This is a genomic window from Brevundimonas sp. GW456-12-10-14-LB3, from assembly GCF_059424365.1.
In genome coordinates, this window is the sequence record NZ_JBWKZJ010000045.1 from 1 (window position 1) to 21,489 (window position 21,489).

General features: G+C 66.8%; 26 protein-coding genes. 11 read left to right on the forward strand and 15 right to left on the reverse strand.

The features are described 5' to 3' along the window. A partial coding sequence (locus tag AC07XS_RS14150; RefSeq protein WP_182714956.1) for a DUF305 domain-containing protein occupies window positions 1-485 on the reverse strand: 485 nt, incomplete at its 3' end. A gap of 102 nt (window positions 486-587) precedes the next feature. Between AC07XS_RS14150 and AC07XS_RS14155 the strand changes: the two genes are divergently transcribed. The 4 genes from AC07XS_RS14155 (at window position 588) to AC07XS_RS14170 (ending at window position 3,767) form a co-directional block, all read left to right on the forward strand. Further along, window positions 588-1,058, forward strand: coding sequence for a hypothetical protein (locus AC07XS_RS14155; RefSeq protein ID WP_182714955.1), 471 nt, complete (start codon window positions 588-590; stop codon window positions 1,056-1,058). Between the two features lie 39 nt (window positions 1,059-1,097). Beyond that, on the forward strand, window positions 1,098-2,771 hold the full coding sequence (locus tag AC07XS_RS14160; RefSeq protein WP_182714954.1) for a lysine--tRNA ligase: 1,674 nt from the start codon (window positions 1,098-1,100) through the stop codon (window positions 2,769-2,771). A gap of 60 nt (window positions 2,772-2,831) precedes the next feature. Then, window positions 2,832-3,209 carry a hypothetical protein gene (locus tag AC07XS_RS14165; protein WP_054765196.1) on the forward strand — a complete coding sequence of 126 codons (378 nt, stop codon included), beginning with the start codon at window positions 2,832-2,834 and terminating at the stop codon, window positions 3,207-3,209. Window positions 3,210-3,296: 87 nt separating this feature from the next. Then, the gene (locus AC07XS_RS14170) at window positions 3,297-3,767 is read left to right on the forward strand and encodes an SH3 domain-containing protein (protein ID WP_054765197.1); all 471 of its coding nucleotides are present in this window, start codon (window positions 3,297-3,299) and stop codon (window positions 3,765-3,767) included. 127 nt (window positions 3,768-3,894) lie between these two features. Here AC07XS_RS14170 and AC07XS_RS14175 read toward each other — a convergent pair whose 3' ends face one another. The 5 genes from AC07XS_RS14175 to AC07XS_RS14195 form a co-directional block, all read right to left on the reverse strand. Beyond that, a complete protein-coding gene (locus AC07XS_RS14175) occupies window positions 3,895-4,530 on the reverse strand; it encodes a S24 family peptidase (protein WP_182714953.1) in 636 nt (211 codons plus the stop codon). 41 nt (window positions 4,531-4,571) lie between these two features. Then, window positions 4,572-5,012, reverse strand: coding sequence for a hypothetical protein (locus AC07XS_RS14180; RefSeq protein WP_321208148.1), 441 nt, complete (start codon window positions 5,010-5,012; stop codon window positions 4,572-4,574). Between the two features lie 97 nt (window positions 5,013-5,109). Beyond that, entirely contained in the window at window positions 5,110-5,454 is a 345-nt protein-coding gene (locus AC07XS_RS14185; RefSeq protein ID WP_182714951.1) for a hypothetical protein, read from the reverse strand. 164 nt (window positions 5,455-5,618) lie between these two features. Then, window positions 5,619-6,011, reverse strand: a complete 393-nt coding sequence (locus tag AC07XS_RS14190) for a PaaI family thioesterase (RefSeq protein ID WP_182714950.1) — start codon at window positions 6,009-6,011, stop codon at window positions 5,619-5,621. Further along, the gene (locus AC07XS_RS14195; RefSeq protein WP_182714949.1) at window positions 6,008-6,475 is read right to left on the reverse strand and encodes a PaaI family thioesterase; all 468 of its coding nucleotides are present in this window, start codon (window positions 6,473-6,475) and stop codon (window positions 6,008-6,010) included. The genes AC07XS_RS14190 and AC07XS_RS14195 overlap by 4 nt, the downstream gene beginning before the upstream one ends. Before the next feature lie 79 nt (window positions 6,476-6,554). Here AC07XS_RS14195 and AC07XS_RS14200 point away from each other — a divergent pair, with 79 nt between their 5' ends. Beyond that, complete coding sequence (locus AC07XS_RS14200; protein ID WP_054765203.1) at window positions 6,555-7,586, forward strand: ligase-associated DNA damage response exonuclease; 1,032 nt, start codon at window positions 6,555-6,557, stop codon at window positions 7,584-7,586. A gap of 4 nt (window positions 7,587-7,590) precedes the next feature. Here the strand turns inward: AC07XS_RS14200 and AC07XS_RS14205 are convergent, their stop codons facing one another. Beyond that, entirely contained in the window at window positions 7,591-9,222 is a 1,632-nt protein-coding gene (locus AC07XS_RS14205) for a response regulator (protein ID WP_054765204.1), read from the reverse strand. A 241-nt stretch (window positions 9,223-9,463) separates the two neighbouring features. On the opposite strand from AC07XS_RS14205, the gene queC reads away from it, so the two are divergent. The 3 genes from queC to AC07XS_RS14220 are packed head-to-tail and all read left to right on the forward strand — an operon-like array spanning window position 9,464 to window position 11,186. Further along, complete coding sequence (gene queC, locus AC07XS_RS14210) at window positions 9,464-10,186, forward strand: 7-cyano-7-deazaguanine synthase QueC (RefSeq protein ID WP_370866433.1); 723 nt, start codon at window positions 9,464-9,466, stop codon at window positions 10,184-10,186. Further along, window positions 10,183-10,818: a 7-carboxy-7-deazaguanine synthase gene (gene queE, locus AC07XS_RS14215; RefSeq protein ID WP_182714948.1), complete on the forward strand. Its 636-nt coding sequence runs from the start codon at window positions 10,183-10,185 to the stop codon at window positions 10,816-10,818. Before queC ends, queE begins: the two co-directional genes overlap by 4 nt. Beyond that, on the forward strand, window positions 10,818-11,186 hold the full coding sequence (locus AC07XS_RS14220) for a 6-pyruvoyl trahydropterin synthase family protein (RefSeq protein WP_054765207.1): 369 nt from the start codon (window positions 10,818-10,820) through the stop codon (window positions 11,184-11,186). The genes queE and AC07XS_RS14220 overlap by 1 nt, the downstream gene beginning before the upstream one ends. Here the strand turns inward: AC07XS_RS14220 and AC07XS_RS14225 are convergent. From AC07XS_RS14225 to AC07XS_RS14240, 4 genes are all read right to left on the reverse strand, one after another. Continuing rightward, window positions 11,181-12,269, reverse strand: coding sequence for a M48 family metallopeptidase (locus AC07XS_RS14225; protein ID WP_182714947.1), 1,089 nt, complete (start codon window positions 12,267-12,269; stop codon window positions 11,181-11,183). The two genes, AC07XS_RS14220 and AC07XS_RS14225, sit on opposite strands and share 6 nt — an antisense overlap. 1 nt (window position 12,270) lies before the next feature. After that, complete coding sequence (locus AC07XS_RS14230; protein ID WP_182714946.1) at window positions 12,271-13,434, reverse strand: DUF898 family protein; 1,164 nt, start codon at window positions 13,432-13,434, stop codon at window positions 12,271-12,273. 143 nt (window positions 13,435-13,577) lie between these two features. Next, window positions 13,578-13,853 carry a hypothetical protein gene (locus tag AC07XS_RS14235; RefSeq protein ID WP_182714945.1) on the reverse strand — a complete coding sequence of 92 codons (276 nt, stop codon included), beginning with the start codon at window positions 13,851-13,853 and terminating at the stop codon, window positions 13,578-13,580. A gap of 120 nt (window positions 13,854-13,973) precedes the next feature. Then, window positions 13,974-14,831 (reverse strand): thioesterase family protein, encoded by an 858-nt coding sequence (locus AC07XS_RS14240; protein WP_182714944.1) that lies wholly within the window; start codon window positions 14,829-14,831, stop codon window positions 13,974-13,976. Between the two features lie 146 nt (window positions 14,832-14,977). On the opposite strand from AC07XS_RS14240, the gene AC07XS_RS14245 reads away from it, so the two are divergent. The 3 genes from AC07XS_RS14245 to AC07XS_RS14255 all read left to right on the forward strand — a co-directional run bounded on the left by AC07XS_RS14245 (window position 14,978) and on the right by AC07XS_RS14255 (window position 16,933). Beyond that, window positions 14,978-15,472 carry a winged helix-turn-helix transcriptional regulator gene (locus AC07XS_RS14245; protein ID WP_054765210.1) on the forward strand — a complete coding sequence of 165 codons (495 nt, stop codon included), beginning with the start codon at window positions 14,978-14,980 and terminating at the stop codon, window positions 15,470-15,472. Window positions 15,473-15,826: 354 nt separating this feature from the next. After that, window positions 15,827-16,528 (forward strand): helix-turn-helix transcriptional regulator, encoded by a 702-nt coding sequence (locus tag AC07XS_RS14250; protein ID WP_182714943.1) that lies wholly within the window; start codon window positions 15,827-15,829, stop codon window positions 16,526-16,528. A gap of 54 nt (window positions 16,529-16,582) precedes the next feature. After that, on the forward strand, window positions 16,583-16,933 hold the full coding sequence (locus AC07XS_RS14255) for a VOC family protein (protein ID WP_054765214.1): 351 nt from the start codon (window positions 16,583-16,585) through the stop codon (window positions 16,931-16,933). Here AC07XS_RS14255 and AC07XS_RS14260 read toward each other — a convergent pair. From AC07XS_RS14260 to AC07XS_RS14275, 4 genes are all read right to left on the reverse strand, one after another. Beyond that, on the reverse strand, window positions 16,930-18,000 hold the full coding sequence (locus AC07XS_RS14260; RefSeq protein ID WP_054765215.1) for an ATP-binding protein: 1,071 nt from the start codon (window positions 17,998-18,000) through the stop codon (window positions 16,930-16,932). The genes AC07XS_RS14255 and AC07XS_RS14260 overlap by 4 nt on opposite strands. Then, window positions 17,991-18,686, reverse strand: coding sequence for a response regulator (locus AC07XS_RS14265; protein WP_054765216.1), 696 nt, complete (start codon window positions 18,684-18,686; stop codon window positions 17,991-17,993). Before AC07XS_RS14265 ends, AC07XS_RS14260 begins: the two co-directional genes overlap by 10 nt. 164 nt (window positions 18,687-18,850) lie before the next feature. Then, a complete protein-coding gene (locus AC07XS_RS14270) occupies window positions 18,851-21,169 on the reverse strand; it encodes a TonB-dependent receptor (protein ID WP_182714942.1) in 2,319 nt (772 codons plus the stop codon). Between the two features lie 152 nt (window positions 21,170-21,321). Beyond that, window positions 21,322-21,489 (reverse strand): aminomethyltransferase beta-barrel domain-containing protein (locus AC07XS_RS14275; protein ID WP_494732680.1); only part of this gene is annotated, 168 nt, incomplete at its 5' end.

Sequence of the window (21,489 nt, forward strand, 5' to 3'; positions counted from 1 at the left end):
GGAGAGCGGGCCGGCAGGTCAGGCGCGTCGCGGGGCGGGGGATTCCGGGACAGATCGGCGACCAGATCGTTCATCTCATCGATCTCGCGCACCTGGGCCTCGATGATCTCGTCCGCCAGTTCGCGGACGCGAGGATCGCGGATATGGGCGCGTTCGCTGGTCATGATGGCGATGGAGTGGTGCGGGATCATGGCCTTCATATAGGCGACATCGCCGACGGTGGCCTGGCTGCGGACCAGCCACAGGGAGCCGGCGAAGACGACGACGGCGCCGGCGAGGATCATCTGTTTGATCCGCGGCCTTTCGTACATCGACCACATGAAGCCCATCATGATGGCGGCCATGACCGCCCCCATCAGCAGGGCCATGTAGAGCCGCGTCTCGCTGAAACGGACGTGGTCGATCTGATAGGTGTTCAGATACATCAGGCCGTACATGACGAGGGTGGAGACCCCGATCATGGCGGCGAAGCGGCGATAGCTCACGGGAACCTCATGGGCGGCCTCGGCGGGTGTCGCTGAGGAGGAATGCGGTCGAGGCGGGAATGATCCGGCTGAACCTTCCGATCCGGCGCGTGTTCAGCGGAGATGAAAGCCCTCGCCCTTGTCCCCTCCGTCCTCATCGGCGCCGTCGCCAGCGCCCGGTCCATGACGCCCATGGCGGCCATAGCCGGGGCCCGGCTGGCGCACCGGAAGACGCCGGGGCGGTTGCTGCTGCTGGATCATCCGCTGTTCAAGTTCGGCGGTCTGGCCATGGGGGTCGGCGAGCTGTTCGGCGACAAGATGAAGTCGGCGCCGGACCGGACGGTCTTTCTGGGCCTGCTGGCGCGGGTGATGAGCGCGGGGATCGCGGGCTCGGCCCTGGCTCCGCGCGGGCGTGAGAAGCTGGGCGCGGCGCTTGCGGTCGGGACGGCGGTTCCGCTGGCCTATCTGGGGCTGGCCGGGCGGAAAAAGGCGATGAAGCGGATCGGGCAGACGAAGAGCGGTCTGATCGAGGATGCGATCATCGTGGCGACCGGAGCGGCGGTGGTGGCGATGGCGACCGGCCGACGGCGTTGAGCCGTTGACCCGGGGAGCGGGACAAGTCAAACCGCCGCCATGCTTCAGAACCTCGAAACTCTCGCCCGCGAGGCCAAGTCCTGGCCGTTCGAACAAGCCCGCAATCTGCTGACCCATGTTCTGAAAAAACGGCTGGGCGAGAGCGAGCGGGCCGAGGCGCGGGCGCTGATCGACGCGGGCAAGGCCGACGAGGCCCTGGCGAAGTTCGAGGCCTTGCAGAAGCCGGTGCTGCTGGAGACCGGATACGGGCCGTCGGGCCTGCCGCACATGGGCACCTTCGGCGAGGTGGCGCGCACCACCATGGTGCGCAACGCTTTCCGCGCCTTGACCGGCGACCACTGGGGCACGCGGCTGGTCGCGTTTTCGGACGATATGGACGGCCTCAGGAAGGTGCCGGAAGGGGTGCCGAACCCGGAGATGCTGCGCGAGGACCTGAACCTGTCGCTGACGCGGGTGCGCGATCCGTTCGGCACGCACGACAGTTTCGGGGCGCACAATAATGCGCGGCTGCGGGCCTTCCTGGACTCGTTCGGCTTCGACTACGAGTTCATGAGCTCGACCGAGACCTACAAGTCCGGCGCCTTCGACGCGACGCTTCTGACCCTGCTGGAGCGGTTCGACGCGGTCATGGCCATCATGCTGCCGACCCTGGGCGAAGAGCGGCGGGCGACCTATTCGCCCTTCCTGCCGGTCAGCCCGATTACGGGCCATGTGCTGCAGGTCCCGACGCTTGAGCGGAACGTCGAAAAGGGGACCATCGTCTTCGACGATCCCGCGGGCGGGCGCACCGAGCTGCCGGTCACGGGCGGCCATGTGAAGCTGCAGTGGAAGCCGGACTGGGCCATGCGCTGGACCGCCCTGGACGTCGATTACGAGATGTCGGGCAAGGATCTGATCGAGAGCGTGCGCGAGAGCGGCAAGATCTGTCGCGCCCTGGGCGGGACGCCGCCGGAAGGCTTCAACTACGAGCTCTTCCTGGACATCGAGGGCAAGAAGATTTCGAAGTCCAAGGGCAACGGCCTGACGATGGAGGAATGGCTGCGCTACGGCACGCCGGAGAGCCTGAGCTGGTACATGTTCCAGTCGCCGAAGTCGGCCAAGAGCCTGCACTTCAACGTCATTCCGCGCGCCATCGACGACTATCTGGCCTTCATCGAAAGCTACAAGACGCAAGAGCCGGCCAAGCGGATCGACAATGCGGTCTGGTCGATCCATGCGGGCGATCCGCCGACCCATACCTCGCCGGTGTCCTTCGCCCTGCTGCTGAACCTGGTGGGGGTGGCGAACGCCTCGACCAAGGCGCAGCTGTGGGCCTATTTCGCCAAATATCTGCCCGAGGCCACGCCGGAGAACGAGCCGCTTCTGGACCGGCTGATGGACCACGCGCTGAACTATTACGAGGACTTCGTGAAGCCCTCGAAGTCGTACCGCCTGCCGGACGACAAGGAGAAGGCGGCGCTGGAGGACCTGGCGGAGCGGCTGAAGGCCCTGCCGGCGGACACGACCGACGGCGAGCTGATCCAGAACGAGGTCTATGCAGCAGGCAAGGCGCATGAGTTCGAGCCGCTCCGAGCCTGGTTTGGGGCGCTGTACGAAGTGCTGCTGGGCGCCAGCCAGGGACCGCGTTTCGGCTCCTTTGCGGCCATCTACGGCCTGCCGCAGACGATCGACCTGATCAAAAAGGGCGCGCGCGGCGAACTGGCGCAGGCTTGACGCAAGGTAATATTTCTTAACCGCGAAGGGCTTGTATGGCGACGTGGCCGGGGAGGCGACGTGCAGTACGAGATCGACGAACAGGCGCGGATCTTGTGGATGGACCTGGTTTCGGCCGGGTCCGCAGACAAGGTGCTGACGGCGACATTGGCGCTGATCAAGGCGCGGCCGGAGCTGTGCAGCTGGGACTGGATCGTCGAATGCCAGCCCCTGCCCGACGATGCGACGGTGGACCATCTGTCGAAACTGGCCCAGGCCTGGGGCGCACCGCCCACGGTCGAGGCGCTGACCGTTTTCGTCACTCAGGACCGGCTGCTGCACCTGTGGGCCCGGGTGATGGACTTCCAATTTCTGCGCCGCAAACACTTGGTCGAGCGCGACGTCGAGGCCGCGCGGCGGTTGATCGAACGCCGACGCGCCGAGCGTCCCTTAAGATGAACGGAAAATAACGGCGAAGCTCCGGGAGCCTTCAGGTTCAGCTCGGCATTCTCCCCTCATCGGCAAACCCGATGACAGGAGATGAATATGTCGAGCAAGTTTCTGAAGACGGGTCTGGCCACGGCTGCGGCTCTGGCCGCCCTGGTGACCGCAGCCCCCATGGCCGCCCAGGCCCAGGCCAATGGCGTGACCAACTGCGACGCCCCCGGCGGTCGCCAGCGCGCGGGCGCCCTGATCGGCGCAGTCGTCGGCGGGGTGGTCGGCTCGAACTTGGCGCGTAACGAGCGCACGGCCGGGACCATCGTCGGCGCCGGCGCCGGCGCGGCGGCCGGCTCCTATATCGGCTGCAACCAGCAGCGCGCCCGCGTCGCAGCCGAGGCCAACGCCAACACCTATCGCGCCGGAACCACTCTGCGGATCCGCAGCGGCCCCGGCACGGGCTTCCGCCAGTCGGGCAGCCTGGCGGCCGGCCAGCCCTTCACCGCCGTCGCTCGCCAGGGCGACTGGATCCAGATCGCCGGCGGCGGCTGGGTGAACGCCAACTATGTGACCCGCTGAGGTCGCGCCCGGAAAGACCGCGCCGGCGGGGTCGTTCTTGCCCCCGTCGATCCCGCCGGAACGGTCGCCAGGCTCGCGGTTCGCCGTTTGAGCCTCAGACCCCGTCCGGTTCGCCGGCCGGGGTTTTCTACTGGCTGACCCAGAGGATGCGGGCCATCCATTCGATGTCGCGCCGGGACACGACCCGCGGGGGATAGTCGGGATTGATCGAGGACAGGGTGGCGGTGCGGGCGTTGAGCGCCGTCAGCTCCTTGGCCACCACCTCGCCCGAGGTCAGACGCGCCACGACCCGGTCGCCGCGCCGCACGGCCGGGTCGCCCCGGTCGACGATGACCCGGTCGCCCTCGCGGTACAGGGGCGCCATCGAATCCCCGCTGATCCGCAGGCTGAAGGTGGTGGGATTGACCTGCGGCAGTTCGGTCTGGTCCCAGCCGTCGCCGGTCGGCAGGCCCGCCTCGTCGAAAAAGCCGTCCAGGCCCGCGCGGGCCAGGCCCAGCAGGGGCACGGTCGACGGGGCGGAGGGCGCGTCGTCGGCCAGGGCGGCGAAGTCGGCCAGGGATACGCCGGCCGCCTGAAGAACCAGGGTCAGGCTCTCGGTCGAGGGCCAGCGGGGGCGCGGCGGATCCCCGGCGCTGAACCGCTTGGACGGATTGAAACTGGTGGCGTCCAGCCCCGCCCGCCGCGCCAGTCCCGACGGTGACAGGCCCTCGCGCCGCGCCAGGGCGTCGACGGCCTTCCATAGTTTGGCGTGGGACAGGGGCATGGCGTTCCCGACAATGAGTCGGCCCAGCCTAGAGTGAGAGCTTAGGAATTTCTACCTAGCTGATGCTCGGTCGCCGCCTTTCGTTCCTGCCAGACCCAGAAGGTGCCGACGGTCAGGCAGATGATGATGAGGTAGCCGTTCAGGTTCATGATGGTGAACAGCGCGCTGACCGGCGTCCGGCCGTTCATCAGCAGGATGAGGTGGCACAGGACTGTGAGAAGTTGGATGGCTCCGGCCCATATGGGCCAGGCGCGGTTTGATCTCAAAGCGAGAACGGCAAACACGGCCAGCAGGACCAGGTCGATGAAGAAGACGCCGGAGGGAGCCTGATCGGCGCGGGGCGATTCCTGTTGGACGACAAGCGAAGCAAACCACGCCATCAGGTATGCGCTGGCGCCCACCTTTTCAGTATTTCCGCCCTTAAGCAGCGCAAAAAGCGCCATCGTAACCATGAAAACGGCGCCTATGACGGCGTACATCATGTTTACCATAATTGTCGCCCCCAAGCGTTTTACGCGAAGGGGGCGACTTTAGGCGATGTTAGGTTAAGTGATAATGAGGCCTAACCTTAACTTAATTTCATGCAACCGAGCGGAGATGATTGCGCGTGTCCTTGGGGTCAAGCCAGTCGTCGGGCTTGCCAATCGGGCCGGCGGCGTAGGTTCCGAAGCCGAGGCGGCGATGGTCCTTCTGCAACTCGCCGTGGCACGCCACGATGGACTCCCGCGCGGCGGCGAGGGCGGCGATGGTTTCCATGGCCTTGGCTTGCGAGGCCGTGGCGGCGACCGGCGACAGCGAGAGGTCGGCGCGCGCGCTGATGAAGGATTGAACCAGCGTCGTCGCTCGAGCGATGGCGGCGTCGATAGCGTGTTCCGTGGCGTGCAGATCAGCAGCCACGCCGGCGATGACTTCAGTACGGTCCATTGGGAAGCCCCTCAAACAAGGTTTACAATGGATGAATCCTAACACGGCTTAACCGCTTCTGGTAGAATATTGTTAACCTAATCGATCAATGTTGAGCGGGGAGGCGTTCTGGTGCGCGTGCGTCGTGCGGCCTTCCTCGCCTCAAGCAAAAGTCTTTGAAAAGGCTAGGATTCCTCCAGAAGGAAGTGCGCGGTCAGGGAGGCGATGGGGCGGCTCCGGCTTTCCTGCCACGCCTCAGCCTGGACGTGAGCGATCCGCCGGCCGGCGCGGCTGATCTCGGCCCTGGCGAAGACGTCGACCGGACGGCCGGTCCTGAGATAGGCGACGGTGACGTTGATCGGCCGCGGCAGGCGCGAACTCGGAAACGCCAGGGCGATCTGTGCCATGGCCGTCATTTCCAACAGGGCGGCGGTTGAGCCGCCGTGCAGGGCCGGCAGCATCGGATTGCCGATCAACTGATCTGCAAAGGGCATGACCACCGTGACCTCGTCGCCGTTCATCTGGGTCTGGAGGTTCAGAAAGCGGGCGTAGGGAAGCCGATCCAGAAGCTCGTTCATGCGCCGAGGTCTCCTGCGGGCGCCGGCTTGGTGCTGCTGCGCGAGCGGTTCAGCACATAGGCCGACTGAGCCGCCGCAACCGGATCGGCGGGATCGTCCTCGAACGCCCAGCCGCGCACGAAGGCGATCGTGGGGGTTAAACGATAGCAGCTGGCTTGGGCCAAAAGGTCCACGCCCGGCCGGGCCGCGCGCATATAGTCCACCCGCAGGTCCAGGGTGGCGATCGGGTGGAAGGCGTCCATGGCGGTCCAGACGGCCAGGCCGCCGATATGGTCCAAGAGGGTCGTCACCAGCCCCCCGGCCAGCACCCCCGTGTCAGGATCGCCGACCAGGTCGGGCCGCCAGGGAACCCGAATGCGCGGCGCGCCGTCATGAAGCCCGTCGAAGATGAAGCCCAGAGCGCCCGTGTGGGCGGCGCCCGCCGCGAGTTGTGGCAGGATGGCGTCGACGAAACTGTCGTGCATGCGAAAGGGCGTCCGTGGAGTCGGTGACAGTCTTCTGTATGACGGGGCGACCCGACGGCGTCGAGAGCGTTACGCCCCCATGATCCGACCCGAAGATCTGCTGCATCCGACGCCGGCCGGCCTCTATTGTCCGCCCGGCGACTTCTACGTCGATCCGGTGCGCCCCGTGGATCGGGCCGTGATCACCCATGGCCATTCCGATCATGCGCGGGCGGGGCACGGCGCCGTGCTGGCCACGCGCCAGACCCTGGCCATCATGGCCGAGCGCTACGGCGACGCCTTTACGGCGCGGGAGCAGGCGGTCGAATACGCAGAGAGGGCCGCGATCAACGGGGTCGAGCTGCGGCTGTTTCCGGCAGGCCATGTCCTGGGATCCGCCCAGGTCGAGGTGCGCTGGAAGGGTCTGACCATGGTCGTGTCGGGCGATTACAAGCGGCGGCGCGATCCGACCTGTCCGGCGTTCGAACCCGTGCCTTGTCACGTCTTCATCTCTGAGGCGACTTTCGGCCTGCCTGTATTCCGCCATCCGCCGGCGCAGGATGAGATCGGTCGGCTGGTTCGGTCGCTGGCGCAGTTTCCTGACCGAGCCCATCTGGTCGGCGCCTACGCCTTGGGAAAGGCCCAGAGGATCATACGCACGCTGCGTGAGGCGGGCTGGGACCGACCCATCTATGTGCACGGCGCCATGGAGCGGCTGAACGCGCTCTATGAGCGCGAGGGCGTCGATCTGGGGCCGATCCTGCCGACGCGCGATCTCCCAAAGGGGGCGCTGGGAGGCGAGGTGGTGGTCGCGCCGCCGTCGGCCGTGCAGGATCGCTGGTCCCGGCGGTTCGCCGATCCGGTCGTGGCCTTCGCCTCAGGCTGGATGGGGGTAAGGGCGCGCGCCCGGCAGAAGGGGGTGGAGCTGCCCCTGGTCATCTCCGACCATGCCGACTGGGAGGAACTGGTCACGACCTTCGAGGAGCTGAAACCCAACGAGGTCTGGATCACCCATGGCCGGGAGGAGGGGCTTCTGCGCTGGGCCGAACTGAACGGCCAGAAGGCGCGCGCGCTGCGCCTGGTCGGCTATGACGAGGAGGATGAAGAGACGCTGGAGGTCCGGCCGGACTGAGCGATCAGCGCCGCGCCCGGCGAGGGGCCGGCGCCGACGTCTGCGTCTCGTCCTCGCCCTTGTTCTCGACGAGGGCCGCGTTCATCGCCATGCGCAGGCGCTCGGGCTTGATCGGCTTTTCCACCACGGCGGCCATGCCGACGGACAGATAGTGTTTGGCGTCTTCGGGATCGGCGTTGGCCGTCAGGGCGACGATGGGGGTGCGTCCCACCTCGCCGCCCAGGGCGCGGATGGCCTGGGTCGCCTGGACCCCGTCCATGCGCGGCATTTTGATGTCCATCAGGATCAGATCATAGCGACCTTCCTGAACCGCCTGGACCGCCTCCAGCCCGTCCTCCGCCAGTTCGGAACTGCAGCCGAACATTTCGCACAAGGCCTGGGCCACGACGCGGTTGGTGGCGTTGTCATCGACGATCAGCACGTGGGGCGCGGACTTCAGATCGAGTTCTGGCAGGCTCGAGACATTGGAGGCGGGCTCGACGACCGCTGCGGCGCGGCGCGCGGTGATGTCGAAGGCGAAGGTTGCGCCCCGACCCTTGTTGTTCTCGGCCCAGATCCGACCGCCCATACGCTCGATGACCTGGCGGCAGATGGACAGGCCCAGTCCGGCGCCGTCCGGGCCCGAGCCGTGGACGAAGGGTTCGAAGATGGAATCCACACGGTCGGCGTCGACGCCGGGGCCGTCGTCGCGAACCCGGGCCTCCATCCGCACCTGGTCGCCGTCGACCCAGGCCTTCAGCCCGGCCTCGACCACCCCATTGCGCGCGAATTTCAGCGCATTGCCGATCAGATTGTTGAACACCTGCTTCAGGCGGACTCCGTCGATGACGGCGGCCAGCTCCGTGTCGCCTTCGTAGCCGACCAGCAGGGTCACGCCGTCCTGGGAGGCGCGCGGCTCCCATAGGGATTGGACGTCGTCCATCACGGCCCGCAGCGGGGTGGCGACGGGGGTCAACTCCAGCTCTCCCGCCTCGGCCTTGGCCAGGTCGACGGCGTCCTGAAGGATGCGCAGCAGGTTTTCGGACGATTCGACGATGGTCTGCACATGGGCCTGGGCCGTCGTGCTCAAGGGCTGGCGGCGCAGCAGTTCGGCGACGGCCAAGACGCCGTTCATCGGGGTGCGAAGCTCATGGCTCATGATGGCCAGGAACTGGCTCTTGGCGCGGGCGGCGATGAGGGCCTGGGCGCGCGTGTCGTTGAGGGCTGCAGCTTGGTTGGCCAACTCCGCCTCGTGGCGCCGCTGGCGGTCTGTCGCGCTGCGGAGCAGGGTCGCAGCCGTGCCCACGCCGTGATAGCGGCCGTTTTTCGTCACGATGAAACCGCGCAGCAGGGCGGCGGGACCGCCCCTCAGCAGGATTTCACTGAAGGCGTCGATTTCAGCGTCGCCTTCCACCACCGCCGGCTCGGGGTCCATGGCGAAGGTGATCGGGCGCAGATCGTAGAGGGCGTGGCCGAAGCGGCCGGCGATCTTCTGTATGAAGGTGGTGCGTTCCACCAGGCCCAGGGGGCGGTCGTTCTCTACGACAGGTATGACCAAAGTGTCCGGTTCGCGCTCGAACCGGGCGAAAACCTCGCAGCCGAGCGTGGACGGACCTACCGGCTCGGGTTGTTCTGAAAGGGTCTCAATCGTCGGCATACTGCCTGGAACTCCTTACTCGCCTCCCATATGCACCAGTAGCGCTTGCCGATTAGTTAAGCCGGATCAGAAAGTTTCGGCCTGTACCCTCGGTGTCATCTCAGGGGCGGGCGCCGGCTGTTTCAGGATTTTGCGCCGGGGGCGGGTCTGGTGTAGAAGGCCCGCCCGACCCATCTGAGGTCCTCATCCCTTTGTGCATGCGCGCGGCCGACCGGCCGACCGCAGATTCGTCATGAGCGTCATCCTGGAAAAGTCTACGACATCGGCCCTGGTTCTCTTCTCCGGCGGGCAGGACAGCGCCACCTGTCTGGCCTGGGCGCTGGAGCGGTTCGGGCGGGTGGAGACGGTCGGCTTCGACTATGGCCAGCGTCACGTCGTGGAGATGAAGGCGCGCCAGGCGGTGCGTGCGGGGATGAAGACGGCCCTGCCGCAATGGGCCGACCGGCTGGGCGACGACCATGTGGTGGACCTGACCGGATACGGCCGGATCGCCGAAAGCGCCCTGACCGCCGACCGCAAGATCGAGATGGATGCGCGCGGCCTGCCGACCACCTTTGTCCCCGGGCGCAACTTGATCTTCCTCGTGGCGGCGGCGGCCCTGGCGGATCGGCGCGGGCTGGAGGTGCTGGTCGGCGGCATGTGCGAGACGGACTATTCCGGCTATCCCGACTGTCGCCACGAGACCATGGAGGCCATGGCGCGGGCCCTGTCGCTGGGGCTGGACAAGCCGGTGGTGATCGAGACCCCGCTGATGTGGCTGACCAAGGCCCAGACCTGGGACCTGGCGGATACGATCGGCGGGGCGCCGCTGGTCGAGCTGATCATTGAGGACAGCCACACCTGCTATCAGGGCGATCGGACGCATCGCCACGCCTGGGGCTATGGCTGCGGCCAATGCCCCGCGTGCGAGTTGCGGGCGGCGGGGCATGCGGAATGGGGCGCCGGCCGAGGCGCTCAGACGTGACCTATTCGGCCAAGGAAGTGTTTCTGACGGTCCAGGGCGAGGGCGGACAGGCGGGGCGGCCGGCGGTCTTTCTGCGCTTCGCCGGCTGCAATCTGTGGAGCGGGCGCGAACAGGATCGGGCGAGCGCCGTCTGCAGCTTCTGCGATACGGACTTCGTCGGCGTAGACGGGGACGGCGGGGGCAAGTTCGCCACCGCGGACGGGCTGGCCGATCATGTCGCGGCGATGTGGCGGGGGCGCGAGGGCGATCCGAAACTGGTGGTCTGCACCGGGGGAGAGCCCCTGCTGCAGCTGGATGCGCCCCTGGTCGCGGCCCTGCACGCGCGCGGTTTCGAGATCGCCATAGAGAGCAACGGCACCCTGGCGGCGCCCGACGGGATCGACTGGATCTGCGTCAGCCCAAAGGCGGACGCAGACGTGATCCAGATCAAGGGGCAGGAGCTGAAGCTGGTCTATCCGCAGCCCAAGGCCCCCCCCGAGCGGTTCGAACACCTCGCGTTCGAACGGTTCTGGCTCCAGCCCCTGGACGGCCCCGACCAGGCGGAGAACACCGCCGCCGCCATCGAATATTGCCTGACCCATCCCCAGTGGCGCCTGAGCGTCCAGACCCACAAATACATCGGCGTCCGCTAATGCCCGTCTTCGAAATCACCAAACAGGCGACCTTCGACGCCGCCCACCACTTCCCCAACGAACCCGAGGGCAGCATCTATCGTCGCGTCCACGGCCACTCCTTTACGGTCGAGGCGACGATCCGGTCGGAGACCCTGGACGCCGAGCACAACTGGGTCGCGGACCTGGGGGCGCTGGACCGGGCGCTGAAGTCGGCGGCGGAGCAGCTGGACCACGGCATGCTGAACGAGCACGAGGGGCTGGAGCTGCCCAGCCTGGAAAACCTGTGCCTGTGGTTCGCCAAGACCCTGAAGCCGGACTGGCCGGGGCTTTGCCGGGTGCAGGTGGCGCGGCCGACGATCAACGAGCGGTGCGTGCTGAGCCTATAGGCCCAGATTGCGGCGGATCACGCGAAGCGTCGGATCCTTGGCCTTGCAGGCCGATTTGACCTTACGCCAGTCGTCTGCCGACAGGGCGGGGGCGCCGGGGCGTTCGGCGGCGCGAGCCTCGCGGGCGCGACGGCCGGAGGCCGGGTGGGTGGCGGCGAACTCGGCCGCCTCGGCCAGTTTCTGATCCTCCATCTTCGACAGGCGGTCGAAGAAGGCGGCCATGCCCTTCGAGCTGAAACCGGCGTCGTGCAGCAGGGCGCGGCCCCGTTCATCGGCTTCGTGTTCGGCCGCGCGGCCGTAGCTGAGGTCGGTCGCCTGACCGGCCAGGATCACCGCCTGCTGGCCCGCGCCGGAGCCGCCGCCGACCACGGCGTCGAGGATCAGGCCGAACCCCAGGTTGCGCCATACCGCCTGCATCACGTGGCGCTTCTCGACATGGGCGATCTCGTGGGCGACCACGGCCGCGACCTCGTCGGGGGTGTCGGCCGCGCGGATCAGGTCGTCGGTGACGACGATGGAGCCGCCGGGCAGGGCGAAGGCGTTGATCATCGGCGCCTGGACGGCGCGGATGCGGATGTCGAACACGGTGTCGGCGTTGGAGGCCAGCCGGTCGGTCACGGCCTGGAGCGCGGCCTGACCCTCCTCGCCGTCACAGCGCGGGAAGAGGGCGTTCATCTGCAGGTCGAAGTTTCGACCCATGTTGCGCTCGTATTCAACCGGCGTCGCCCGGGCGAGCGGACCCGACAGGGCCGGGACGCCGATGAAGACGAAGCCGGTCACGGCCGCCGCCACGACGGCGAGGGCCACGGCCAGGCGTCGCTCGCGCGAGCGGTCGCGGCGGGCGGTCTGTTTGGCCAGCAGACCCCCCGCCAGGGTCCAGTCGGATCGGGACACGACCAGCCGCGCGTCCGGCTCCGCGCTGTGCGACAGGCGGGCCTCGTTCGCCTCGAAGGTCACCGTCAAACCTTTGGCCGGCCAGCGGCGTTCCTGGCCGTCGAGCGACAGGATCACGGCCTCAGCATCGACGGAGACGACGGCCGGATGGGACCGGGCGCTCTTGCCGTCGTAGAAGCGGCCGTCCACCTCAGATCGCCGAGAAGCCGAAGGCGTCGGCCAGGCCTTCGCCCGATCCAGGGCCGCGGCCGGTCTGGTGCGCCAGCCCGACCTTGGCCTTGCCGTCCGATTTCAGGCGCGTGATGAGAAAACGCGCGGTCCGCGCCTGGGCCCAGGGCATCAGGAAGCCCAGGGTGACGATGATCAGGAAAAGGTTGCTGAGCATCAGCCACCACAGGGGCAGGGCGTTCACCTTCAGGGTGAAGCCGGCCTTGTCCATCGTCACCCCGCGAGCGATCGCGCGCAGCTTGGCGGCGTGGTAGGGGGACCAGATCAGCATGAAGATCGGCGCCAGCAGGGCCATGAGGCCGTAGATCCCGAGAATGAACACGACGTCGGGCGGTCCGGCGGTTCCCGGTTCGGGCAGCAGACCGGCGTGACTGAGGGCGGCGAACGCCACGCCGACGATTATAATCAGCACGATATAGCCGACGGCGGTGCCGAGCCAGCCGATGGCGAAGGGGCCGTACAGGCTCTCGCCTTCGGAGCGGCCCATCTGGAAGGCGATCTTGCGGTCGCCGAAACGCATTCCGCCCCAAACCGAGCCGGCCAGCTTGCGTTCGGCCGCTGGCCAGAACCAGCCGAAGGTGATGCTGGTGAGGAGAAGATAGCCCAGGAAGCGTAGGCCGTAATTGGCGCCGGAACCTGTCAGTCGGAAGCGTATGCCGCGCCAGGTCGTTCGGCTGGCCATATAGCGAAAAGCGCTGAAGACGCCGAAGCCCCAGAGCCAATACAGAAACGCATAGAAGGGCAGGATGAGGAGGGCGGCCAACTCCGGTCGCAGGAACTGGACGCCGAACACGACCAGCAAGAAGGGCGCGCCCAGGACGACCAGGGCCAGCAGGAAGCCGACGAACAGTTCGACCCCGCGCCCGGTGTATTCAAAGGCCTCGTCGTTCAGCCGCACGCCGCGCCAGACGCGGCGACGCACTTCGGTCTTGCCCCAGAACCGCCAGAGGGTCAGGGTCACGAGGTTCAGCAGCCCATTCTTCAGGCTGAGGCCCAGGAACTTCGACGGCTGGAGCGTGGTGGTGAACACCAGGGTCTCGGCGCCTTCGTCGGGATCTGAAATCGGGCCCAGGGCGTCGGTAAGCGGGCGCGCCGGCGTCGGCGCGTCATCGGTACTGTCGGTCAACGGTATTCCCCTCGTGTCCCCGATCTATGAATATCGGGATAAGGCGCTCACGTGCAATCTAATAAATCGAGGGGTGTGGAACGGCGCGGCTATCGCTGTAGGCGACTGTGGTCGTCGCAGGGTCTCCGAAACCCGTCGAGACCTCAGCAGCTTTTGCCCTGCCTCTGGCGCTGTTCGCAGCGGCGTTGCTCGCGTTCGTATTCGCGCTGTTCGCGTTCGCGGCGGGCGCGGGTTTCTTCGTCCGAGGTGGTGACGGCGTCGAAGCCGGCGCCCACGACCGCGCCGCCGGCCTTGGCCGCGCCGCCCACGACGGCGGCGGTCCCGCCGACCACGGCGCCGGCGACGCAGCCCTGGAGCATCAAGGCTCCGCCCATGACGACGGCGGCCTGACAAGCGGCGATGAGACGGCTGCGACGCATCGGTGAGACACCAGAGATTTGGACGAGAGGATAGAGGCGACGACAGCGACGCCCGGAGCCTACTCCAGAGATTTCGAATAGTCCCTGATAATGATGAACGGAGGCTGAGCGACTTTCAGATCAGCCGCCCCGTTGCGGCAGCAGTTTGCGGCGCTGGCGCGAGATCGCCAGTGGGCTTCCGTCGGCGCCCCAGGCGGTCGCCTCGTCCACCGTCCAGCCCAGGCCCAGGTCCAGCATCCGGAACTCGAAGAAGGCCCAGCCGTCGGGCGCGGTTTCGGGGGTCGGGTCGGTCAGGATGTCGATGCGCAGATCGACGGTGGTCATGGGCGCAGGCGTGGAGGATGTGGTCCAGGCCGGGGGATAGAGGGCGTCCAGCAGGTAGCAGAGGCCGACCTCGTCCAGCGGTCGCCGGTCGGCCATCCGCATCCAGGTGCGTTCGATCACCGGCTTGCCCGCATTGCCGCCCAGGATGTTGGGCCCGCCGTCGAACCGGTATTCGACATGCTGGGCGAAGTGGGGCGACATCGGCCCCCGGATGGTGGCGGCGGGGTTCAGGCTGTCCAGCGAGGGCGGAGGCCGATGAAGCGGGGCGAGCGGCGGTGCGTCGCCGTCCAAGCCGTAGGTGCCGGTGGCGTGATGGGTCATGCGGCCGTCCTGCTCGGCCTCGACCGCCGCATAGACGACATTGCGGCCGCCGCGCAGCAGTCGGGGACGAAAGGCGACCTGTTCGCCGAACCGCGCCGCCGACAGATACTGGACCGACAGGGTCCGCAGCGGCGCGGTCAGGGACAGGCCCTGGCGCATCGCCTGGGCGCACAGGGCCGCCAGCAGGCCGCCGAAGGGAAAGCCCTTCTCCGGCGGCAGGCCGGACGGACCGTTGGAGAAGTGACCGGGAACGGGCGCCGAAAGGCCGCCGTCGTCCAGGGTGTGGAAGGCCAGGGCGGCGTCGAGGGAGATGGGGTGGGTCGTATCGGCCATGGGCGCCATCCTGCGTCAGGCGAAGAAGGGACGGAAGGCGCTGCGTTCTGGAGGGGTTGCAGGTCCGTTGTCAAACAAGACTGACTGAGCCGGTTCGGATTGGCAACCCTCTTGCCAACCGCCTGACGCGGGGTCACTTTTGTCGCATGGGACGCACCGCAGACTACAGCCGCCAAAGCTGCTCCATCGCCGCCACCCTGGAGGTGATCGGCGATCCGTGGACCCTGCTGGTCATCCGCGACGCCTTCAACGGGGTCAGCCGGTTCGAGCAATGGCAGGACAATCTGGGCGTGGCGCGCAACGTCCTGGCCGCGCGTCTAAAAAGCCTGGTCCAGCACGGGGTGCTGGAGCCGCGCCCCTATTCCGAACGGCCCCCGCGCAACGAATATGTGCTGACGCCCAAGGGCAAGGATCTGTACGGGGTTCTGGTGACCCTGCACGGCTGGGGCGCCAAACACGTCTATGGCGAGACCGACTGCGGCATCGACATGGTCCACTCGACCTGCGGCGCCACCCTGACCCCGCGCATCGCCTGCGGCTGCTGCGGCGAGATCGTCAAGCCGAGGGACATCCGGCTGACGCGGGCGGAGAACCGGCCGACGGTGGGGGATGTGATGCCGAAGGATGATGAGGCGGCTTAGGGGCGATCGGCGCGCGTCGTGAATCGCCTATTCGTGAAATCGCTAATCGGCGCAGTGGTCTTCATTGCGGTTGGTGCAGGGGCTTGGCTCCACAAGCGGGAAGGCGACTGTCGGCGTCTTCAAACCTCAATCTCTCTGCAGGGCGATGCTGAGGTGCGCAGGGCGACTGCGGGCGTCTGCTATGCGTGCCGTCGCAGCGGGCCGTTGTATGACATCGTGTACCGACACTGTGGGGCGGGAGACCGTGCATACGAAGCGCCCTGACGCCGGGCGCGCACGACCGATTTGTCCAGGACGCCAGGGATCGGCTTAGTTGCTGCCGCTTTCTGTCAGCATCTCTGCTAGGCTCGCGTCGTGTCCCGGTCCGAACGCCTGCTTGATCTTCTGAACGCCCTGCGGCGGCGGCGGCGGCCGGTCAGCGGGCGCGTGCTGGCCGAGGAGATGGGGGTCAGTCTGCGCACCCTGTATCGCGACATCGCCAGCCTACAGGCGCAGGGGGCGACGATCGAGGGGGAGCCGGGGGTCGGCTATGTGCTGAAGCCGGGCTATCTGCTGCCGCCGCTGATGTTCACGCCGGAGGAGGTGGAGGCCCTGGTGCTGGGTTCGCGCTGGGTGGCGGACCGGGCCGATGCGCGGATGCGGGACGCCGCCCTGGGGGCGCTGGCGCGGATCGCGGCGGTCCTGCCCCCGGATCTGCGCGACGAGATGGAGACCTCGGCCCTGCTGGTCGTGCCGGGGGCGCCGTTTCCGACCGATCTGGTCGATCCCGCCCTGTTGAGAAAGGCGATCCGCACCGAGCGGCGGCTGAGGCTGTGTTACCGCGACGAGGCGGGCAAGGCGTCAGAACGGGTGGTCTGGCCCTTCGCCCTGGTCTTCTTCGACCGGGTGCGGCTGCTGCTGGCCTGGTGCGAGTTGCGACAGGATTTCCGCAGTTTCCGCACCGACCGGATCGTCGAGGCGGAGGTGACGGAGGCCCGCTATCCCGCCCGGCGTCAGGCCCTGCTGAAGACCTGGCATGAGGCGCAGGAAAAACGGGCGGAAGCAGGATCATGCTGACAGGAACTGGCAGCAGGGCGGTCTAGGTTTGTTCTCGCAAAAACCGGAGGGCGCATGACCGAGATCGAAGACATTCCACTGAGCGTCGCCGACCCGGAGGCCGCGGCGCGCTTCTACGCCCGGCTGCTGCGGCGAACGCCGCTGGAAGCGGGACCGGATCGCGCCGTCTTCATTCTGTCGACCCGGCGGACGCTGAGCCTGTGGCGTTCGGCACAGCCGGCGTCTCGACCGGGAGACGCCCTGGAACTGCGCATGAAGGCGCCGTCCGTGGTGGATGAACTGCATATGGACTGGTGGGATCGCGGCGCGCGGATCGTCTTGCCGCCGATGGACACCCGTCAGGGGCGGGCCTTCGTCGCGAGCGATCCCGACGGCAACCGCATCCGGGTCTTCGCCGCCGGCTAGACCGCGGGTCGGCGCGCGGGCTGACGTGGAATCTCCAGGGTGAAGAGGGAGCCGCCTGCGACGGTGTTACGGTGAAGGGCGAGCCCGCCGTGAGCCTCCGCGATCGCCCGGACGACCGCCAATCCCAGGCCCGAGCCCGTGGCCGATGGGTCGCGCTTGAAGGGGTGAAAGATGTGGGCGGCGCGATCGGCGTCTATGCCGGGGCCGCTGTCCTCGATCGAAATCCGGGCGAAGGCGCCGAAGGTGGCCGTGCGGATCACCAGCGGACCCGGAACGGCGTGTCGCCGCGCGTTTTCGAGCAGGGCCAGGGCGGCCTGTCTGAGGCGTGTCGGATCGCAGACGGCCAGGGCGGGCTCCAGGCGCCACTGGGCTTCGAAACCGGCGGCGCTCAGGCTGGGCTGTACGATTTCGCGCAGGGCGCCGATCTCTTGGGACAGATCGACCGCCTCAAGCTGGAGATCCAGGTGGTTGCTTTCGGCCAGGCTGACCACCCGCAGATCCTCGACGATGCGCGCCAGGCCCTCGATCTGACGCCTCAAACTGGTCAGGGTGTGATCGTCGATCTGGAACACCCCGTCGGCGACGCCCTCCAGACGTCCCTTCAGAATGGTGACCGGGGTGCGCAATTCGTGGGCGATCTTGGCGTTCCAGGCGATGCGTTCCTCGGCGTGCGCCTGAAGCCGTTGCGCCATTCGGTTGAAGTCTTCGACCAGTTGGGCGGTTTCGCGAAGGGCGCGTTTGCCGACGGTGGCGCGAGCGGTCAGGTCGCCCTCTGAAATCCGTTGGGCCGTAATAGCCAGGGACGCGAGTGGAAGGACGATCTGCCGAGCCAGCAGGGCGCCGGCCATGACGGCCAGGCCGATCGCCGTCAGGACCGCTGCAACGATGACCGCATAGTCGACGGCCTGGGGCTTCCAGTGATGCGGCGCGGCGACCACGCCGGGATGGTTTTCAAACACCCAGGCATAGACGAAGAAGGCGCAGAACGCGCTGAGGATGAAGCCGGTCAGGGTGACCAGGCCGATCCGAGCCGCCACATTGCGCCCTATGCCGTCGGTCAGGGGCAAGCGTCAGGCTCCAGCCGGTAGCCGACGCCCCGGACATTGGCGACCAGACCGACGGCGCCGGCGGCCTCCAGCTTGCGTCGAAGATGGCTGAAATGGCTGTCGATCGTGCGTTCCTGAACGTCCTGGTTTGGGAAGCAGGCGTCCAGGATTTCGGCGCGGGTGAAGACCCGCAGCGGAATCCGCGCCATATGGGCCAGCATTTTGAACTCGGTCAGGGTAAGGTCCAGTCGGCGACGTCCGTCGGGCGTGATGACGGCGGCGAGGTAGTTCTCAAGCTGGATTTCGACCGGCCCGACCCTCAGCACCTTGGCGTCGGGCGCGCCCACGGTGCGCCGGAGGATGGCGTGGACGCGCGCGACGACTTCGACGGGTTTGAAAGGCTTGACGATATAGTCGTCAGCGCCGATCCGAAGCGCCTGAAGCTTGTCCAGATCCTGGTCCAGCGCCGTGACCATGATGACCGGCGTTTCTCCGCGCCGGCGCAGTTCGCCCAGGACGTCCCAGCCGTCGCGATTGGGCATCCGCACGTCCAGCAGCACCATGTCGGGCTTCAGAGAGGCATGGAGATCAAGCGCCTGCTGCCCGTCCGAGGCGGTCGCGGTTCGAAAGCCCTCGCGACGCATATAGGCGTCCAGAATTTCGACGATTTCGCCTTCGTCATCGGCGATCAAGACAAGACTGCTCATGAAACCTCCGTCCCCCGCCATCGCGCCGCGCGCCCGGCCCGTCCAGCAGAACCATGCGGCTTCGGACAAACTTCATCCGCTCTCCACAAAATCTGGATAATCCGACAAAGAAAACCCCCTCCCGCGCTGGGCGGGAGGGGGCGATCTGACCGGGAGGAGGACGGTCAGTAGGAGGCGCGCAGCTCGATGCCGAAGGTGCGCGGGTTGTTGAAGTTGCCGTAGTCGCCCAGCGTGCCCCGGTTCGAGGGGTCGCGGCGGTAGACATAGGTCTCGTCCAGCAGGTTGCGCGACCACAGGGCCACTTCCAGATCGGGGCCGCCTTCGCGAGTGGCGATGTCGGCCACCGCGATGCGGGCGTTGACCAGGAACGAGGAGTCGTTCTTGATTTCGAACTGGTCGAAGCTGTGGCTGGCGTCGGCGTAGTTGGCGTCGATGTGAGCCTTCAGCGTCGCGCCCATGAAGGGCGAGTTCCAGTCCGCGGCCACGCTGGCGGCGTTCTCAGGCGTATAGGCGATGAACACCTTTTGCACCTGATTGTTGAACGGGTTCACCGTGTCCGGGATCTTGGCGTCCGTATAGGCGTAGGAGGCCGACAGCGTCAGATAGTCGTTGGCGCGGAACTGGCCTTCCAACTCCAGGCCCCGGATCTTGGTGGTGCCGGGGGCGTTGATCGTTTCCAGCGTGTTGCGGGTCGAGGCGCCGATCACGGTGACAAGGCTGAAGTCGATCTGGCTGTCGGTGCGGTCCATCGCATAGACGGCCGCGTTCAGCCGCACCCGACGGTCGAACAGGTCGCTCTTCAGGCCCAGCTCATAGGCCTTCACCTCTTCCGGATCGAAGGAGCGATAGGTCAGCGAGCGCGACGAGGCGCCGCCGGCCCGATAGCCGGTCGAATATTTGCCGTAGACGTTGACGCTGTCGGTCAGGTCATAGGCCAGGGTGACCAGCGGATCGAACCGATCGACCGAGGTGTTGAAGCTGAGATTGGTCGGCGCGTTGTTCACCATCTCCAGCTTGCCGTCCTTGTCATCCCAGGTGTAGCGGCCGCCGACCGTCAGGTGCAGGGCGTCCAGCTGGGCCGGGGTCCAGGTCGCCTGACCATAGACCGCCTTGGATTCGGCGTGAGCCGTCGACTTGCGGTCCAGCGAGCGGGAGCCGCGGATGGTCGGGGTGGGGTCCAGGATGGTGTAGCCCGTGCCGTCGGCGTTCCATTGGTTCGTCGAAGGCGTGGCCGCATCGTCCGACACGGTTTCCTTGAAGTAGAAGACGCCGCCGACATAGTCGATGCTGTCGCCCAGCGAACCGACCGCCTGGACTTCCTGGCTGAACTGGTGCTGCCAGAAGCCGGCCAGGGAGTAGCGCGAGAACTTGCCATTCGGGCCGGTCACCGGCGGACGGTGGGCGCCGGCGATATTGTCGTACTGCTCGACGTCCAGGTCGCGATAGGCGGTGATCGAACGCAGTTCCAGCGCGTCGCTGGGGCGATAGGACAGATGCAGATCCGTCCCGCGCGTGTCATCGACGCTCCACTGCTGAGGCACGCCGATGTCGGCCTGCGTCATGCGCTCCGAACCTTCGACCTGCACCAGGGGCGACAGGGCGCGGATCGAGCCGCTCGGCACGGTGGCCGAGGTCCACGGCACGACCGTCAGGCCGTTCGGGTTGAAGTTCAGCAGCTGGCTGTAGAACGGGGTGTTCTTGTCCTTGCCGATGTCGGCCGCCAGATCGGCGGTGAAGTTTTCGGCCGGGGTCCAGCGGGTCTGGAAGCGCAGACCGCGGCGGTCGTATTGGCCAAAGCCCGTCTCGCCCGGCAGGATGTTCTTGGTGGCCGGTCCCTGAACCGCGATCACGCCGTCCACCTTGAAGGCGAAGTCGCCCAGGGCCGGAAAATCGACGTGCAGTTCGGAGTTGTAGGAGTCCAGGTTGCCGACGCCGGCGACGGCGCGCATGCCGAACTCGCCCGTGGGCTTCTTGGTCACCAGCGACAGGGCGCCGCCTTCGGTGTTGCGGCCGAACAGGGTGCCTTGCGGCCCCTTCAGGACTTCCACCCGTTCGATGTCGAGCAGGGCGGAAGCGAGGCCGTGCTGACGCGCCAGATAGACGCCGTCGACATAGACGCCGACGCCCTGTTCGCGGGCGGGTTGGTTGGCGTCGTTCGGCACAATCCCGCGAATGCCGATGGTCAGAGCCGATTGGCGCGCTTCGAAGGTGGCGACGCGAAGGCTGGGCACAGCGCCGTCGGCCAGATCCATCAGGCTCTGAACGTGGCGGTTTTCCAGCGATTCCGAACCCATGACCGATATGGAGATCGGCGTGTCTTGCAGATTGGTTTCACGCTTGGTGGCGGTGACGACGATGTCGGCCAGGCCGGTCGGCGTCGGATCGACGGCGACGGGATCGCTGCCGGCGAAGGCGGAAACGGGCGCGGCGAGAAGCGCGGTCCCCAGCAAAAGCTGGAGGCGGAGTTTGTTTTGACGTTGCATTTATTTCCCCTGCTTGGTCAGGCCGGGGATTAGGGCATTACTGCAATGATCAGTTTAAAGAAATATAACGCAGCTGTGCATTATTGTTGAATGGGGTCTCAATCAATATTCGACGAAAATCAACTCAAAATCCACCCGATCTCCACAATTGTCTAGGCTGTCGCTACGGCGGTCGTGTCGCGGATGAAGCCGCCGCCCAGGACGCGGTCGGGGTCGGTCGGATCGTAAAGGGCGCAGGCCTGGCCGGGGGCGACGCCTTCCTCGCCTTCGTCGAAAACCACGCAGACGTCGCCGTCGATCAGGGCCAGACGGGCGGGGGA